Genomic DNA, 17,025 nt, shown 5'->3' on the forward strand with positions numbered 1-17,025 from the left:
ACTTTCAGCGTCTGTCCTACACCTGAGGCTACACTTCGCCGCCCGCCAGGCCGCGCCCTTCACCGTCCGGGCACATCGGCCCCGGAAGCGATCGCCCGACCACCCGAAAATGCCATAGATCCCCGGCATCTTCGGGCCACGTGGCGGTTGCGGCCTAGCAAATTTCGTAAGCAAACTTGACGTCCGCCGCACAGCCTTCGCCGCGCCTGCGCATCGCCTATCTGATCACCAACTCGGAGATCGGCGGGGCGCAGTCGCATGTTGCCGACCTGGTGCAGGCGGCGCCGGCCGATGCCGACCTCATCCTGCTGGCTGGCGGCGATGGACCGCTGTTTGACATCGCCAGGCGCGCCGGCGCGCAAATCATCCGGCTGGCGCGGCTGGACAACGCTCTGTCGCCCTTGCGCGCGGTGGGTGCCTTGCGGGAACTGCTGCAGGCCCTGAAGCAGGCGCGCCCGGACCTGATCCATGCGCACAGCGCCAAGGCTGGCGCGCTGGGACGCATCGCCGGCGCGCTCCTTGGCATTCCGGTGGTCTACACCGTGCACGGTTTTGCCTTCAAGCCACAGGCACCCACGCGCCAGCGACTGGCGGCACGCGTTGCGGAATGGCTGCTCGCACCGCTGACCAGCCGGCTGATCTGCGTGGCCGAAGCCGAGCAGCAGCTGGCCAAGTCACTCCCCATCCCCGCCCACCGTATCGCCGTCATCCCCAACGGGATCGCCGACGCCGCCACCCGCGCCTCCCCTGCCAACCCGATGCGCCGCATCGTCATGGTCGCCCGCTTCGCGGCGCCAAAGCGGCCCGACATCCTGATCCGCGCCTTCGCACACGCAAACCTTCCCGACTGCGAACTGGTGCTGGCCGGGGACGGACCGCAACGCGCCGCCATGGAAGCACTCGCCGCGCAACTTGCGCCGGGACGCGTGGCGTTTCCGGGCAATGTCGCCGACATCGCGGGCTTGCTGGCATCGGCACAGGTGTTCGTGCTGGCTTCGGACCACGAAGGCTTTCCGTTGTCGGTGCTCGAAGCGATGCGGGCCGGGCTGCCGGTGATCGCATCGGACCTGCCTGGCATCCGAGAGCAGATCCAGGGCCCACGGCATGGCCTGCTGGTCGACAGCAATGACGCCAACGCGTTTTCCGCTGCGCTGGCGCGCATCGCGGGCAACGGCGCATTGCGGGCGGAACTCGGCATCGCCGCGCGCCGCCGCTGGGAACAGTGTTATGGGCTGGATCGCATGACCGAGGCAACGTGGCAAGTCTATCGCGATGCCCTGCCCAGACTCCCCGCCAGCACGCGGGTGCCGACATGATGAACACCAAGACCGACAGCCTGCGCCGCCACGCCTTGCGAGGCCGCATCGGCGGTTCCGAGACCATGCGCCGGGTCAGCCGGATGCTCGCCTGGGCAGTGCTCGGGTTGACGCTGTTTGCGCTCAGCGGCGTGTTCGCCGAAGCCGCGCATCGGTCCGGCCTGGTCACCTATGTCTTCACGCGCACGCTGTTGTGGTCGGTGATGCCGTACCTGGCGGCATTCATGCTGCTCCACCGCTCCCTGCACCTGCCGGCGATGGAGGGCAACAGCCTGGTCGGCCTGGCCGTGACACTGCCCTTTGCCGGTTTGCTGTTTGGCTTCGCGGCCTTCCATATCGAATATTCGCGCGGCGCCCTGCTGCTCTCGTATCTCATTACGCTTGGCTGGATCTGGGCGGGTTATCGGCGCTACGTGCATAACTACGTGCCGTTGTTTGGGTACACCGATCCGCACACCCTCGCCCAGCTCGAAGGCATCCTTGCCATGCCCGGCGCGGCCCCGGCGGCACGCATGCGCTTTGAACCGGTCGGCTCACTGGAAGACGCCGGGCATTTCGACGGGCTGATGGTGGATCGCAGCGCGACTGGCGATCCGGAGCGCACGCGGTTGCTTGCGCATTACAAGATGAGTCATGTGCGGATGTATTCGGTCGAGCGCGTTGGCGAGATGCTGACTGGACGCGTGGGGCTGGCGCATATCGATGAGAATTTCCTGGACGACTATGCCGCGCATTATCTGTATGGCTATTTGAAGCGGGCCATCGATATTCTCGCGGTGCTCTGCCTGGCACCGTTGGCCGTGCCGGTGGGGCTCATCGTTGCGCTGTCGATTCGCCTTGAAACACCCGGTGGCGCGATCTTCCGCCAGCAGCGCACAGGCCTGTTCGGCAAGCCTTTCGTGATGCTCAAATTCCGCAGCATGGGCATCGACAGCAGCGCACCCGCCATGTTCGCCACGCGCCGGGACCCGCGCGTGACCCGAGTCGGCCGCATCATCCGCAAATACCGCCTGGACGAGATCCCGCAATTGTGGAACGTGCTGCTCGGCCACATGAGCTTTATCGGACCGAGGCCGGAACAGGTGCCGATGGTCGAAGAATTCTCCGAAACCATTTCCTATTACCCCTATCGCCACCTGGTCCGCCCGGGCCTGTCTGGCTGGGCGCAGGTACAGCAAGGTTATGCCGGCAGTCACGAGGAAACGGTGACCAAGCTGAGCTATGACCTGTATTACGTCAAGCATTGCTCGCTGGCGCTGGACCTATTGATTGCGGTGAAGACGTTGCGGACGCTGGCGACGGGGTATGGGGCTCGGTGACTAGCCCATTTACCCGGCGCATGCGCATTCTCCTGCTTTCCACCGGACTGAAGACAGGCGGCGCTGAACAGCAGGTGGCCGGCCTGGCGCAAGCGTTCGTCCGGAAGGGTCACGACGTCGCGATCGTGAGCCTCACGCCCGGTTGTGAGGTGACCTTGCCACAAGGCATCACCGTCCTTCATCTCAATATGCGCAAGACGGTGCCGTCCATGGCGCGCGCCCTGCAGCAATTGAACAGGTTCGTAAGGCAGTGGCGGCCACACGTCATCCATGCCCACATGGTGCATGCCAACTTGCTGGGCCGCACACTCGCGGCTCTGACGACTGCACCCCCGGTTATCTGCACGGCGCACAGCGCCCGCGAAGGCGGGCGCCTGCGCATGCTGGCCTATCGGCTGACCGACCGCTGGGCGGCATTGAACTCGCACGTGAGTGAAAGCGCCAGGCAGGCGATGATCGACGCAGGCGCCGTGGCGCCGGAACGTATCGTTGTCATGCCCAATGGCATCGACACCAATCGCTTCCACCCGGATCCGGCACTGCGGGAAGCCTCCCGCAAGACGCTGGGCATCGAAACTGGCACCAGGCTGGTGGTCAATATTGGCCGCCTGGTGCCAGAGAAGGCCCAACTCAGGCTAGTCCAAGCATTTGCCGCCATGGCGCAAGACCCCGAACACGCCGACACCCGCCTGCTGATAGCGGGAGAAGGCCCGATGCACGGCGAACTGGAAACAGCCATCCGCCACCATCGCGCGGAGAACTTCATCACCCTGGCCGGTACCCGCCGAGACATCCCCGCCCTGCTCAATGCCGCTGACCTCTTCGTGTTGTCCTCGGACGTGGAAGGCATGCCGCTGGCCGTAGGCGAAGCGCTGGCCTGCGGCTGCCCGGTGGTTGCCACCGATGCGGCTGGCGTGGCTGAACTGCTTGGCGATACCGGGACCATCGTTCCGCGCGGTAACGAGGACGCTCTCGCCAAAGCCATGTCCGACGCCCTGGCGCGTGGCCCCGGATCCGACACGGACCAGACCCGCCGCCGCCAGCGCGTGCTAGTGCACTGCAGTCTGGACGCTGTCGCGCACCGATGGCTGGCATGCTATGCGGCTGTGGCCAACGCCCATGGCGGCATAACCTGCGCGGAGCCGTCCTGATGCGGCGTCAGGTTGCCAGCAACCTTGCCTGGATGCTGATCGAGCGAGGGCTCCAGGTAGCCGGCGGCATCGGCATCGTGGCCATGTTGGCACGAGGTTTGGGACCAGAGGGGTTCGCACATTTTCAGTACGCGCAGGCAGTGGTTTATATCGCTGCGTCCGTTGCGTTGATTTGCAGCGCAGAAGTGATCATCCCTCGGTTGGTCGCAAGCACTGAGCCGATTGCCCAGCATCGCTTGCTGATGCATGCATTTGGATTGCGCTTCGGGGCCGGCGTAATTGCCTACTTGCTGATCGGCGCATTTCTGCTGGTCACAGGCCAAGGTCCGGATATCTGGGTGCCAACGCTAATCCTGGGCGTTGCGGTCATGCTGCGCGAACCGTTTGGCGTGGTGACTGCCTGGATGCAGTCACGCACATCGACCAGGCCCAATGCCGTCTTCAATGTCTCATCGCTGGCAGTCAAGGCAGCCTGCGTAGCACTGCTGTTCTGGGTCGGCAACCAGAGCGTTCCTGCCTATGCGGCCGCGTTCTCCATCGAGCCGCTCCTTGTTGCGATCCTTCTGACTCTGTACTACCTAACCCGCGCACCACGCACTCATGTAAAGGCTGACCCGGCGCTCGCTGGCGATCTTTTGAGAAGCGGGACCTTGTTCTGGGTGAGCTTCGTGCTGATGATGGGATCGCGGCGCGTGGACCAGTTGCTGCTAAAGCCGCTGGTCCCGTTGACGGAGTTCGGCGCCTATGCGGCCTCGATGCAGATCCTCGACAATTTTGTCGTGCTTGCAACGATCTTGTCAGCTGGCATTGCTCCTATCTATGTCTATGCTAAGCCCACTCTCGCGCAGGCGCGGCGCAACATCATGAAGATCACCGGCGGGATGTTCGCCGTTGGACTGGCAGGCGGGCTGGCCATAGCTGCCTGCGCTCACTGGATTGTTGATTTGCTCTACGGCCCGGCATTTGCCGAGGCCACCTCTCTGCTGCAGTTAGCCGCTCTCGCCTCGACCCTCGTCTTTGCTGATGTTGCCTTGACGCTGTTACCCATTTACATGCGCCGGCCGCATCTGGTTGCCATCAAATGGGGGTTGGTGTGCGCAGCCACGATAGCCATCGATGTAGCTGCCATCCCGGTCTTTGGCGCACGGGGAGCTATTTTGGGGTACGCGGCGGCCAATTTGCTGGCCGTGCTTTTCGGGTTCTTTGTCTGGTTGCGACAGGAACCGGCGGTGCTCTCTCGACGGGAGGCCGGCGCAAAAGTCTAGCCAATCACTGGTTTCGGGTTTTGACTGCGCTGATTCCATTGCCGTGACCGTGAGCCCTGTGGTCACGCGCGTGCCCTTCTAATACCCCTTCATCAGCGAAATTAGCCGCCCCCGCAAAGGCTACGCCATGGCTTGAATGCAACCTAGCATGCCATTGTGGCGCGCACTTAACCTGCCAATCGCCAACGCATGGAGGGGATCCGGTTAAAATGCGCGCTGCGGGCCGATAATACGTTGCTCGGGCAAGCAACGTGGCAAGCCCAAGTGCCGGAACGGGCTTCCGGCGAGAGTTACTTGCGCGCTACGCCGTACGAAGAAATTCGTGCAATGACAACACAAACTAACGAGAGCTCTCAGCTTAGTAGGGGGCATCCGTAGGGTCATGCACGAAAGGAAACAGAAAACAATTTCAGGGAGGGGTTTCGTGGTTGCCATGCCACTTGTAGTCGACTTAGACGGTACGCTGATTCGCACAGACATGCTGCACGAATCTGCCTTGCGCGTATTGCGTGACAGCCCGACCGACATCCTGCGCATGCCGGTTTGGCTTTCGCGAGGGAAAGCTGTACTCAAAGCACGCCTGGCTGCACTCGTAAACATCGATCCCGCCTCTCTGCCGTACAACACAGAGTTGCTTGAATGGCTCAAGATTCAAAAGGCTGCAGGCCGCAAGCTAATCCTGTGCACAGCGTCGGACAAGTCAGTGGCACTGGCCATTGCCGAGCACCTGACCATCTTTGATGAGGTTATGGCTAGTGACGGAGTTACTAACCTTGCCGGCCCCAACAAAGCAGCCGCTCTCCACCAGCGTTTCGGGCAAGCAGGCTTCGACTACGTTGGCAACTCGAGTGCCGACATCACGGTCTGGCGCTGCGCGCGCAATGCCATTGTTGTAAACGGTTCCGCCAGCCTCGCTAAGGCAGCAAGCGACTGTTGCAAGGTTGAGCGCGTATTTCCTGCAGAAGGTCTCAGCCTCACGGCGTGGCGTCGCATGCTACGTGTTCACCAATGGCTCAAGAACCTGCTGCTGTTCGTGCCAATGTTCGCCGGCCACGAACTGACCAACGGCACAACTTGGATCGCAATGATCCTGGCATTCTTTTCTTTCAGCGTTTGTGCGTCGTCCGTCTATATCGCAAATGATCTACTCGACCTGGAAAGCGACCGCCAGCATCCCCGCAAGCGATACCGCCCGTTTGCGTCAGGCCAGGTTCCTGCATGGATAGGCGTGATAGTAGCGCCAGTGCTGCTGCTGATCAGCGTGGCGTTGGCACTATTCGTCGGTGGCAACTTCCTGCCCTGGCTGCTTGTCTACTTCGTCGTCACCTGCGTCTACTCTCTGGCACTCAAGCGAATCATCCTGGTTGATTGCATGGTGCTAGCCTTGCTCTACACGCTGCGCATCATTGCTGGTGCCGCTGCGGCAACGCTCCCGATGACGTTTTGGCTGCTGGCGTTCTCCATTTTTCTGTTTCTCTCGCTAGCCTTCGTCAAGCGCTATGCCGAACTCGAAGTTCAGTTGCAGAGTGGAAAACAGAAAGTCCACGGCCGTGGTTACTACACTACCGACGCCTCGCTTATCCAGTCGCTTGGGATCGGCTCCGGCATCGCTTCGGTGCTGGTTCTGGCGCTCTACCTGGATAGCAGTTCGGTCTTGATGCTCTACCAGACCCCCGAGTTTGTCTGGGGCGCAGTGCTTGTCATGCTCTTCTGGATCAGTTGGATGTGGATGAAGGCCCATCGTGGAGAAATGCATGACGATCCGCTGATCTTCGCAGTCAAGGACCGCGCCAGCCAGATCGCCGGACTTGCCTTCGCTGCGGCACTGATTGCGGGAACGGTGAGTTGGTGATGACCACTGTCACCTCGTGGGGCCGTCTCGGCAGATGGGAACATGACGTCCAGCTGCTGACCGACCGCTCAAGCATCGCCAGCCACCTCGCCGGGCCGCGCCCAGGCCTTGCGCATGGAATGGGCCGCAGCTATGGCGACGTGTGCCTAAACCCTGGCAATGTGCTGTGGAAGACCACGGCACTGGACCACTTCATTGCCTTCGACGAGACGCAAGGCAGAATCGTCTGCGAAGCAGGGGTGCTGCTGCGCGACATCCAGCGTCTCGCCGTAACGCGCGGGTGGATGCTGCCGGTGACACCGGGCACGCAGTTGGTCACCGTGGGTGGCGCCATTGCAAACGATGTGCATGGCAAGAACCACCACGTGTTCGGCACGTTCGGTGACAACGTCCGCCGGCTGACTCTCGTACGTACCGATGGAACCCAGCTCGATTGCGGCCCCGACGAGAACGCGCCCTGGTTCGCCGCCACCATCGGCGGCCTCGGACTCACCGGCGTTGTTGTCACCGCCGAACTGCAATTGCGTCGAGTCAGCGGCCCATGGCTCGACACAGAGACAGTACCGTACGCCAGCCTCGACGAATTCTTCGAGATCGCGGACGGTTCGGAAGCCGGGTGGGAACACACCGTGTCCTGGATCGACTGCCTGAGTGCTGGCAAGCAGCGCGGCTTATTCATGCGTGGCAATCCGAGCGAAACGGCGAACGGGCCCCAACCGAAGAGTCGGGTTAGAACCATGCCTTTCGTGCCGCCGGTATCTCTTGTCAACGGCTTGACACTACGTCCGTTCAACATGACCTATTTCCACCTAAACAAGTGGAAAGCAGGCCGCGGCGTCGCCCACTACGAACCCTTCTTCTATCCGCTCGACAATCTTCACGAGTGGAACAGGATGTACGGACCGCGCGGATTCTTCCAGTACCAGAGCGTGGTGCCACGCTCGGTGGGGCGCGACGCCGTGCAGGCCATGTTGCAGGAAATCGCCCGCTCTGGTGAGGGTTCGTTCCTCGCCGTGCTCAAGACTTTCGGCGAGCGAGTTGCACCTGGCATGCTGAGCTTTCCAGAGCCGGGCGTGACACTCGCGCTTGACTTCCCCAACCGGGGCGAAAAGACCATGGCGCTGTTCGATCGTCTAGACGCCATCGTCCGCGGTGCTAAGGGGCGCCTCTACCCAGCCAAGGACGCACGAATGCCACGCGACCTCTTCGAATCCGGCTACTCCCGCCTGACGGAATTCCTTGCTTACCGTGACCCGGGCATCAGCTCCGCGCTGTCACGTCGACTCTTGGGACACTGAACTTGCAGAACCAGAACAAACGAATCGTAATCGTTGGCGCCACGTCGGCTATCGCCGAACACTGCGCCCGCAACTGGGTCGCTGAACCCGGCGCAGATCTCACGCTGGTGGTCCGCAACCGCAGCAAGGCGGAAACTATCGCCACTGACCTGCGAGTGCGCGGCCCAAGCGCGGCGGTTCGGATCGTCGAAGCGGACTTCGCCAATGCCGCCGCAATCCGTCATCTCGCGAACGAACTCGCCGAAACCGGCCCCATCGACATCGTTCTGATTGCACACGGCACACTGCCCGACCAGGATCAGTGCGAACAGGACCTAGAAATGGCGAACGAAGCCATGCACATCAATGGCATTTCGCCCGTGCTGTTTGCCGAAGCATTCGCCGGCAAGATGGCTGCCGTCAACCGAGGCACGCTAGGCATCATCGGCTCCGTCGCCGGTGACCGTGGCCGCAAATCTAACTATGTCTACGGCGCCGCAAAAGGCCTGGTGACACGCTACGCACAAGGCTTGCAGCATCGCATGGCATTGACGAAGCGCTCTGGCGTGAAAGTCGTGCTGATCAAGCCAGGGCCTACCGCGACGCCAATGACCGCACATCTGACAGCACAAACCGGCAAGATGGCCCAGGTCGAGGATGTCGCTAAATGTATTGTCAATGGCATGGCTGCGGGCATGCCTGTAGTTTACGCGCCAGGCAAGTGGGCAGTGATCATGATGGTGATCCGCCATTTGCCGCGGTTCGTGTTTGATCGGATGGATATCTGACGACCATCGCACCGGAGTCGGAGACCGGCCTGGCTGGCGCAATAGCCAATACCGTATCAGGCGACGTCCGCCGGGCCTAGACAAGTGCATATACAAACCCGTCTGAATTGATTGAGACAAGCGTGAAGAACCTGAATGACAAGATCATCCTTCCGGGCGGAGCCGGCCTGGTCGGACAAAACCTCGTAGCCCGACTGCGTGATCTGGGCTATACGAACATCGTGGTGCTGGACAAGCACCGCACCAACGTCGACGTGCTCAAGAAGACGCAGCCCGATGTCCATGTCGAGTGCGTCGATGTCGCATCCACCGGCGAATGGCTCAAACATTTCGAAGGCGCATCCGTCGTTGTCATGCTGCAAGCCCAGATCGGTGGCACCGACTGGCAGGATTTCGTCCGAAATAACGTCGACTCGACACGCGTGGTTCTCGATGCTATCAAGGCGAACAACGTGCCATACTTGGTGCACATCAGCTCATCTGTTGTCGAATCGGTGGCCGATGATTTCTACACACGCAGCAAGAAAGCTCAGGAAGACATGGTGCTGGCCAGTGGAATCCCTTGCCCTGTGCTGCGCCCAACGCTAATGTTCGGCTGGTTTGACCGCAAGCACCTCGGCTGGCTCTCGCGTTTCATGCAGAAAGTCCCGGTTTTCCCGATCCCTGGGAACGGACGCTATATGCGCCAACCGCTATATGTCGGCGACTTCTGCCGCATCATCATCAGTTGCATCGAGAACCGACGCGGCGCAGGTGTGTACAACATCTCCGGCCACGAGAAGGTCAACTACATCGACATCATCCGCGAAATCAAGCGGGCGACCCGCTCCAAAACGCCAATCGTCCGCATCCCGTATGGGCTGTTCTATGCGCTATTGTGGACTTGGTCGCTATTCGACAAGAATCCACCGTTCACGACGCAACAGCTCGCCGCACTTAGCGCCAAGGACGAATTCGAAGTCATCGACTGGCCTGGCATCTTCGGCGTCGATTCGACCCCGTTCAAGAAAGCTGTCGATGAAACCTTTAACGATCCGCGCTACAGCCGCGTGGTGCTGGAGTTCTGAATGTCGCAACGCATCGCCGTACTCGGCGCCGGCCCAATGGGACTGGGTGCTGCCTACCAACTCGTGCGCGATGGCCATAAGCCCGTCATTTACGAGGCCGATGACCGCGTCGGGGGCATGGCAGCCTGTTTCGATTTCGGCGGCACATCGATCGAACGCTACTACCATTTCCATGCAACGTCGGACGTTGCCTTTTTCGAAGTGCTGAAGGAACTAGGCCTCACAGACAAGCTGCAATGGCGCGAAACCAGGATGGGCTATTACTTTCAGGGACAAGTACAGCCATGGGGCAATCCGATCGCACTGCTGAAGTTCAAGGGCCTTAGCTTCTTCGCCAAGTTCCGCTATGGCCTGCACGCCTTCCTGTCGACCAAGCGCAACGACTGGCGCCCCCTCGACAAGGTCGAGGCGACCGGCTGGATCCGTCGCTGGATCGGTGAAGAGGCGTGGGAAGTTCTCTGGCGGCGCTTGTTCGACTACAAGTTTTACGACTACGCCGACAACCTGTCCGCAGCCTGGATCTGGAGCCGCATCCGCCGAATCGGCCGCTCACGCTATAACCTGTTCCACGAGAAGCTTGGCTATCTCGACGGCGGTTCGGACACATTGCTGAACGCCATGCGCGACGCCATCATTGCCGGTGGGGGCGAGTTCCGCCTGTCCACGCCCGTCCAGCGCGTCGTCATCGAGAATGGCATCGTCAAGGGTATAGAGACCAAAGGTGGCGTGGAAAGCTATGACAAGGTGATCAGCACCGTACCGCTCCCTTATGTCCCCCGCATCATGCCCGATCTGCCCACGGACGTGCTCGACAAGTTCAAGAACGTCAAGAACGTTGCGGTCGTCTGCGTCATTGCCAAGTTGAAGAAACCGGTCACGGAGAACTTCTGGCTCAATGTCAATGACCCCAACATGGACATCCCGGGTATTGTCGAATACACGAACCTGCGCAAGATGGATGATCACATCGTCTACGTACCATACTACGTGCCAGGCGAGCATCCGAAGTACCAAGAACCCGACAACGTCTTCATAGACAAGGTGAAGTCTTACCTTATGAAGATCAACCCGTCGCTGCAGGAAAGCGATTTCATTGAAGTCCGTGCCAGCCGTTATCGCTTCGCGCAACCGATCTGCGAGCCGGGATATCTCGACCGCCTGCCACCGATCCAGCTTCCGGTAAAGGGCCTGCTAGTCGCAGACACTTCATACTACTATCCGGAGGACCGGGGCATCTCGGAGAGCATCGGGCTATCCCGCAAGATGGCCAGGATGCTCTGATGCCATCTCGCACATTCCTACTGTTCCTACTGACCGGTGGCTTCGCCGCTGTCGTAAATTGGAGCAGCAGAATTTTCTATAACCTCTGGATGCCGTACTCGTATGCGATCGTGGTTGCATACCTGACCGGCATGGTGACGGCATTCGTGCTGGCGAAGATGTTTGTCTTCACCACCTCGACGCAATCTACCGGACGTTCGGCGCTGATATTCACGCTGGTCAACGTGGCAGCGGTCGCGCAAACTTGGGCGGTCAGCATGGTGCTGGCGTACCATGTACTGCCGGCGCTGGGTATGACCTGGTACGCAAAGGAGATCGCACATTTCGTGGGCGTGGCGGTGCCGGTGTTCACCAGTTATGTGGGACACAAGCGGTTTACGTTCCGCTAGAAGGCGCTGGCCGACCGGCGCCGAAGGGGCCTCGACAATCGATGTTGCCGTGCGTCCCCCTGCCTCCTCATCGGCGTTCTCGTCTGCGCCCCCAGTTGATCGCGATCGCAAGCGCACCGCTGACAAACATCTGGCGAAAATACCAGCCGACTTCGTTTGGCTTGCAGCAGCTTCTGCGATAAAGAACACCGGAGTGAAGTGCCCGTTGCAGGACTTCAGCATGTAGTCGCGGATAAATGAAATCTGGTGCCCGGTCCTTGCAAATGCAACGTTCAAGTACAGCCCCGACTCTGCACGCAGAAATCCGATCTGAACTCCCAGATACCGACAATAGAGCCAATGCAAGAGCGCGAATGCACCGCTCGCAGCAAACCCGGCAGCGAGCATGGCCGGCCAACGCAATATTTTTGTATTTATGAACTACCTAAAATAAATGAATCCGGCAATGAACCCGCAAGAAAAGCTTTACTCTATCTCGACGACGTCGCACATGAACGACGCGATTCGACCAGCCGCAACAGCCATCGCGGTTCCGTGGCTATACTTTCCGTTCCGTATCGGCCGCCATTTTCAGCCCGCAGGATAGTATGAGCAACCATTCGAGAATTGCCCCATTCCGACCGCTCGTCCGCACATACTCGGCGCTGCTGCAGGTCGCGGATCCGACAGATCGGATGTCCGTGCGCATCGACCAGACCAGCGCAAAAAGCGAACACCGCCACCGTGCAGACGCGGACCTTCATCGCTCCCTGACCGCAACCGACGGCTCCATCGAATACATCACCAACACAGCACGCCGGGCTTTTCACACAGCGGAATACACGATCTTCCACCTGGCAGTTGCCAAATCGGCGTACTAGTCAATGACCCGAGTCATATTCCTGGCCATCCTTTTTGCGATTGGCTATCAGGCCGTGATGTTGCTACTGGGCGCCCGAATTCTCCGGCGATCATGGCTGCAATCCTGTACCCTCGATGACAATATTCGAATCCTGCTTGCTCCCATCGTTGGCGTACTCGCCCACGCGTTGATCACGGCGGCGGCGCTGTCCGTCGATGCACGCATCGTCAAGTTTGTCCTTCCGGCAATCTGCATATTTCTGGGGCTGACTTGGAGGAAAACCCAGCTGGACCTCAAGACCGCGTGGCCCTCTTTGGGTCTGAACTGGGCCTATGGGTTGTTTTGCTTCGCCATTCTGGTTTCGTTCGAGTATGGCGCAGCTCGGGGCGAGAATCTGTTCTGGACGCTCTACCGGTTGACCGCCATTACACCTGGCGACTCGCCGCAGGCCCTTTGGCAGGCGCAATATCTCCTGTATGGGAAAAGCCTGGCCAATCTGCAAAACTTTTCACTTTTCGACAGGCCTTTTCTCGGCGGTTTGATTACACTTGGCGCTTTGACCGGTATCGGACGTCCACCGGGCAGCGAATACAATCTCTTCCCTGCAGAGTTACTGTATTTTTACATTGCGCTCTGGACTTGGCTTAATGCCAATATTGCGCTCGCCGTGACCTGGATAGGCCGCCGATTCGTGGCTCACGATGCGCGGGTGGTGCTTTACTTCATTGTGCTCGCGTCACCAGCGCTCGTATTCAATATCACAGGAACTTGGCCGAAGTTGTTCGGTGTCTATGTAGCCGTTTGTGCCGCCGCTTTGATGTTAAGCGGTCGCTATCTTGTCGCAGCGGTTATGAGCGGGATTACCTTTCTGATTCACGGCTCGTTCCTGTGGGCGCATCTTTCGCTCTGCGGGGTCCTGATCCTATATCTGATATTCTGCGCCCCAACGGTCCCGAAGCGCCTGACTGCTGCAGGCAGTGTCCTGGCAATTGCAGCGGCATTCCCGGGACTATGGTTCGTAGCGGAACGATTGACCGGAGACTCTTCTGCGCTGCGCCTTTACTATCTTTATGATGTTTCCGTCTCGCATGGCTTTCACCATGGCATCGAAGAGATCGCACGGAATTTCTATCGTCAAACGACAGCAGGCAATCTCTCCTCACTGCCATTCATGAATCTCTTGAAGGCGCTCGTTCCGTATGAGTTATTCATCTGGCTGGGATCGTTCTCGTATAAGCATCAGGAACTCACTTGGCGAAGCTTTGCCTCTGCACTGTTCTTGACGCAGATGAATCGCCCCTTGTTTGGTTTTTGTGTTACCGCTGGCATTGTCGCCATAGTTGGCATGGCGAGATCCTTAGGCACTAATTGGAAGCTGTCTCTGGCGGTCATTGCTTTTTTCCTGCTACCACTCATTCCGGGCATGGCGCTCTATCGGCGTGACGATCACTTCATCCTTGGCATTATGCTGTTCGCGCTGGTTCCAATGGTACTGGCAGTTGGTGCAGGGCTGTCATCCATGAGCGCGAAGGCATCCATCCTGCTGCTGAATCTCGTCGGTTTCGAGTATTGGCTTGTCTATCTATCGCGCTACCCGAGCTTGCGTTACCCAGGCGAATTCCATGAATTCTATGTCTGGCTCGTCGGCATCGCCCTCGTCGCTTCTGTGCTCGGCGTCGTCGCCATGCGTATGCGCATGTCAGCGCACGGATCATGGAGTACGGTGAGATGATGAGAGTACTGCCGTTTGGACAGTTGCTTTTCAGTACTCCAGGTCGTGCTTGCCTGTCCGCCACGGCAGCAGTGCTGCTCGCTGGCACGTTGGGTCCGACTGCTTTACTCCACTTACTTCATGATGGCGGATTCCGTACCAATAGGCAGACCGTTGAGCTTGCGATGTGGCCGCAAATCGAAGGGAGCCGTACCGCCAAGGTCAACGGTGGCGTCAACACCGATTTGAGAACAATCGAGGGTAACTTCGAGCACAAAGATATCTTCCTCAAGACCGGGCACGCTGTCCACATGCGTAAGGTGCCGGTCCACGGGCCATCGACCTTGATCGTTCATGTGCGTATCGACCCCGTGTGGAATGCCGGCGCCGTCATGGAGCCGGTCGTAATGAAGCTAACGGCGGCGACCCCAGAGGAAGCGAAGTCCGTCGAGCTGACCCTGTCAGGACCGCGCAACGTCACGGACCGATGGCATGATCTGGCCATTGATGTTAGCCAGTTCGAAGGCAAGTTGCTTGTCGTTTCCCTGCACACAATGGCGCGAAGCGACGGGATCTGGACTAACTGGAGAGACCCGCGCATCGCTCCCAGCAATTAGGGCCAACGATGCGCGGCTGGGCTTTGCGGTTGGATCGCCGTTTCCGTTTGCATGCTGGCTGCGGCACCCACTTCGGGTCTCACCTCAAACTCCAGGGTCGATAATTCCATGGCAATCTCCGGCTCGTAGGCTTGGATCCACGACGTGGACTGCGCAATGCGGAAGGCATCGACCGAGTAAGGCGCCGCCTCTCCCTGCTCGATGGCTCGTGTCAGTTTCTCGAATTCCCGGCTATCGTTGACTTTGGGCGACAACAGAAAGCCGCCTTCGCCGACGCTTGCTAGGTATCGATAGCTTACCCAGCGACCGCTCACATCTTTTACGTCGATCCGCAGATGAGGTGGGCGAAAGAGCAACCCGAGCAGTTTCCCCGAAAGGGTTTTCTTCATTTCCACCCTAACCCAGACTAGCTCTCCCCGACGCTCTGCGATGGAAACCTCATCGCCTAGCCGCGCCCGAAGATGCGTCACCCTCGCGTACTTCATGTGTCGCTTGTCCTCCGCCTGGAACAAGAGTCCCGCCGAAGTGAGCCCAGTCAAAGAATAGTGACTCCAGATCTCCGGCCAGCTCCTGCCGTCGTCCATCGAGCTAAAGCGCCCATCGATCGGCTCGACATGAAACAGCAGACGGTCAGGTCTCGTCTGTTGTGACAAGTGGGTGGCGTTGGCCTCAGCCAGTGCTGCCGTATAGGCGGAATAGCTCTGCATTACAGGCCTTGGATTCCATACCGCACCGTTAGCTATCACCGCCGTCTGGTGGTACGAGTAGCTATCCAGCGAGCCTTTTCCCTTCACCGGATGTTGGCGCGCAATTTCCTTTAAATCGCGGCGAAACCGCTTTTCAAATGAATGCGGATCGCTTGCTAGGGCTATAACCCCAAGTAGACTTTCCTCGGCATGCCGCGCCCACGTTTCCGCCAGTTGCCGGGGACCGAGATTGGCCTGAACCCGTATGCTGTAGCAGCAGAGCACAAGCGAAATCAGCACGAGCCCCATCGTCCGGACATCCGGCTTCCGACCGACATGCCACAGCGAGATCAGCATTAGCGTACCGGCGGCGATGACCTCGTGGATATCCTGCCGTACATAGGCGGCTTTGAACGAGAAGAATAACGTCATCAGCATTGCCAATGCCTCCACCGACCTTCGCGCGGCGACGGAAATGAGGAATGCGATGACCGCACCGACAACGAACAACACGACGGGCAGTAGGGATCCATCCAGCGACATCGCATCCGTATAACCGGAGACGATCGGAATCGCCTCGACGAAGTAGGCGTGAAGATCGGCCGGTTGTTGGCCAGAAAAAACCCAAAGGAGCATTAAGCAAAGCAGGTAGAGCACAATCGGTGCAACTCGCTGCCACGCCTTCCCTGGCAGAAAGAGCGATAGGCAAAGTATCGAGATGCTCGCAATCGCGAATGTCAGCTTTACCAGGCTGATAGCTGCCAATAGAATCAGTCCGAAAAGCGATATCGTGCCGATGCCCGTCGAATCATGCTTATCTTGTTGTAGACTGCAAAGTACAAGGTATGGTGAAAACAAGAATAGGGCGTCGCGCAGATATAGCACGCAGATGATCGTGATCGCGAATGCCCAGACTACGAAATGTGAGGTATTGCCGCATCCATGGGCCGCATTCGCCATTTACATGCGAGTAGAACAAAGCCAAGCAACGCGGAGACAGACTGCGCCCAGAAAAAAATATTTGGATAATAATTCCTGGTATATACCGCGCTGAACGGACCGAACGTAAAAATGACATCCGAACCGAAACGAAGACCATTAGCTGCTGCATAGTTCAAGCCGAGTTGCCACGAACGTTCCAAATCCTCGCCAGGAAATATAGGGGCCCATGGCATCACGAAAAGCAGCACGACCGCTGACATTAACATTACCACCATCAAACCGAGCGTCGATTCGTTTTCCCATTTCCGCAACAACGTCTTCTCCTTCTTCGGGTAGGACAGGAGTATATCCTGTGCGTGCACCCGGATCCTGTGCGTGCACCCGGATGAACCGGCATCGGCTCTAGCTTCGTTCGACAATGCGGCACTGCTAGCCCGTAAGGAGGTCAAGCGACTTACGACGGAGAATCGGGGCACAGTAGCGTCACTCACCGCCACCACGGCGATCGAGGTACAATGTTGAG

General features: G+C 59.1%; 15 protein-coding genes. 13 read left to right on the forward strand and 2 right to left on the reverse strand.

The window, feature by feature from the left end; translation table 11 throughout:
- Positions 1-176 precede the first annotated feature (176 nt).
- From CTP10_RS12725 to CTP10_RS12785, 13 genes are all read left to right on the forward strand, one after another.
- Positions 177-1,316, forward strand: coding sequence for a glycosyltransferase family 4 protein (locus CTP10_RS12725; RefSeq protein WP_116317897.1), 1,140 nt, complete (start codon positions 177-179; stop codon positions 1,314-1,316).
- Positions 1,316-2,635 carry a sugar transferase gene (locus CTP10_RS12730; RefSeq protein WP_116317898.1) on the forward strand — a complete coding sequence of 440 codons (1,320 nt, stop codon included), beginning with the start codon at positions 1,316-1,318 and terminating at the stop codon, positions 2,633-2,635. The genes CTP10_RS12725 and CTP10_RS12730 overlap by 1 nt, the downstream gene beginning before the upstream one ends.
- A gap of 20 nt (positions 2,636-2,655) precedes the next feature.
- Complete coding sequence (locus CTP10_RS12735) at positions 2,656-3,786, forward strand: glycosyltransferase (protein WP_116317899.1); 1,131 nt, start codon at positions 2,656-2,658, stop codon at positions 3,784-3,786.
- The gene (locus CTP10_RS12740) at positions 3,786-5,051 is read left to right on the forward strand and encodes a lipopolysaccharide biosynthesis protein (protein WP_116317900.1); all 1,266 of its coding nucleotides are present in this window, start codon (positions 3,786-3,788) and stop codon (positions 5,049-5,051) included. Before CTP10_RS12735 ends, CTP10_RS12740 begins: the two co-directional genes overlap by 1 nt.
- 382 nt (positions 5,052-5,433) lie before the next feature.
- A complete protein-coding gene (locus CTP10_RS12745) occupies positions 5,434-6,903 on the forward strand; it encodes a UbiA family prenyltransferase (protein ID WP_116317901.1) in 1,470 nt (489 codons plus the stop codon).
- Entirely contained in the window at positions 6,903-8,201 is a 1,299-nt protein-coding gene (locus tag CTP10_RS12750; RefSeq protein WP_116317902.1) for an FAD-binding oxidoreductase, read from the forward strand. Before CTP10_RS12745 ends, CTP10_RS12750 begins: the two co-directional genes overlap by 1 nt.
- 2 nt (positions 8,202-8,203) lie before the next feature.
- Positions 8,204-8,968 (forward strand): SDR family NAD(P)-dependent oxidoreductase, encoded by a 765-nt coding sequence (locus CTP10_RS12755; RefSeq protein WP_116317903.1) that lies wholly within the window; start codon positions 8,204-8,206, stop codon positions 8,966-8,968.
- 122 nt (positions 8,969-9,090) lie between these two features.
- The gene (locus CTP10_RS12760; protein ID WP_116317904.1) at positions 9,091-10,035 is read left to right on the forward strand and encodes an NAD-dependent epimerase/dehydratase family protein; all 945 of its coding nucleotides are present in this window, start codon (positions 9,091-9,093) and stop codon (positions 10,033-10,035) included.
- The gene (locus CTP10_RS12765) at positions 10,036-11,316 is read left to right on the forward strand and encodes an NAD(P)/FAD-dependent oxidoreductase (RefSeq protein ID WP_116317905.1); all 1,281 of its coding nucleotides are present in this window, start codon (positions 10,036-10,038) and stop codon (positions 11,314-11,316) included.
- Positions 11,316-11,705: a GtrA family protein gene (locus CTP10_RS12770; RefSeq protein WP_116317906.1), complete on the forward strand. Its 390-nt coding sequence runs from the start codon at positions 11,316-11,318 to the stop codon at positions 11,703-11,705. Before CTP10_RS12765 ends, CTP10_RS12770 begins: the two co-directional genes overlap by 1 nt.
- Before the next feature lie 587 nt (positions 11,706-12,292).
- Complete coding sequence (locus CTP10_RS12775) at positions 12,293-12,565, forward strand: hypothetical protein (RefSeq protein WP_147316185.1); 273 nt, start codon at positions 12,293-12,295, stop codon at positions 12,563-12,565.
- 3 nt (positions 12,566-12,568) lie between these two features.
- A complete protein-coding gene (locus tag CTP10_RS12780) occupies positions 12,569-14,278 on the forward strand; it encodes a hypothetical protein (protein ID WP_116317908.1) in 1,710 nt (569 codons plus the stop codon).
- Positions 14,275-14,874, forward strand: a complete 600-nt coding sequence (locus CTP10_RS12785) for a hypothetical protein (protein WP_147316186.1) — start codon at positions 14,275-14,277, stop codon at positions 14,872-14,874. The genes CTP10_RS12780 and CTP10_RS12785 overlap by 4 nt, the downstream gene beginning before the upstream one ends.
- On the opposite strand, the gene CTP10_RS12790 is transcribed toward CTP10_RS12785, so the two are convergent.
- Entirely contained in the window at positions 14,871-16,520 is a 1,650-nt protein-coding gene (locus tag CTP10_RS12790; protein ID WP_116317910.1) for a hypothetical protein, read from the reverse strand. The genes CTP10_RS12785 and CTP10_RS12790 overlap by 4 nt on opposite strands.
- Positions 16,475-16,921 carry a hypothetical protein gene (locus CTP10_RS12795; RefSeq protein WP_147316188.1) on the reverse strand — a complete coding sequence of 149 codons (447 nt, stop codon included), beginning with the start codon at positions 16,919-16,921 and terminating at the stop codon, positions 16,475-16,477. Before CTP10_RS12795 ends, CTP10_RS12790 begins: the two co-directional genes overlap by 46 nt.
- Between the last annotated feature and the right edge of the window lie 104 nt (positions 16,922-17,025).

Origin of the sequence: Cupriavidus sp. P-10, assembly GCF_003402535.2 — a bacterium.
Classification (GTDB): domain Bacteria; phylum Pseudomonadota; class Gammaproteobacteria; order Burkholderiales; family Burkholderiaceae; genus Cupriavidus.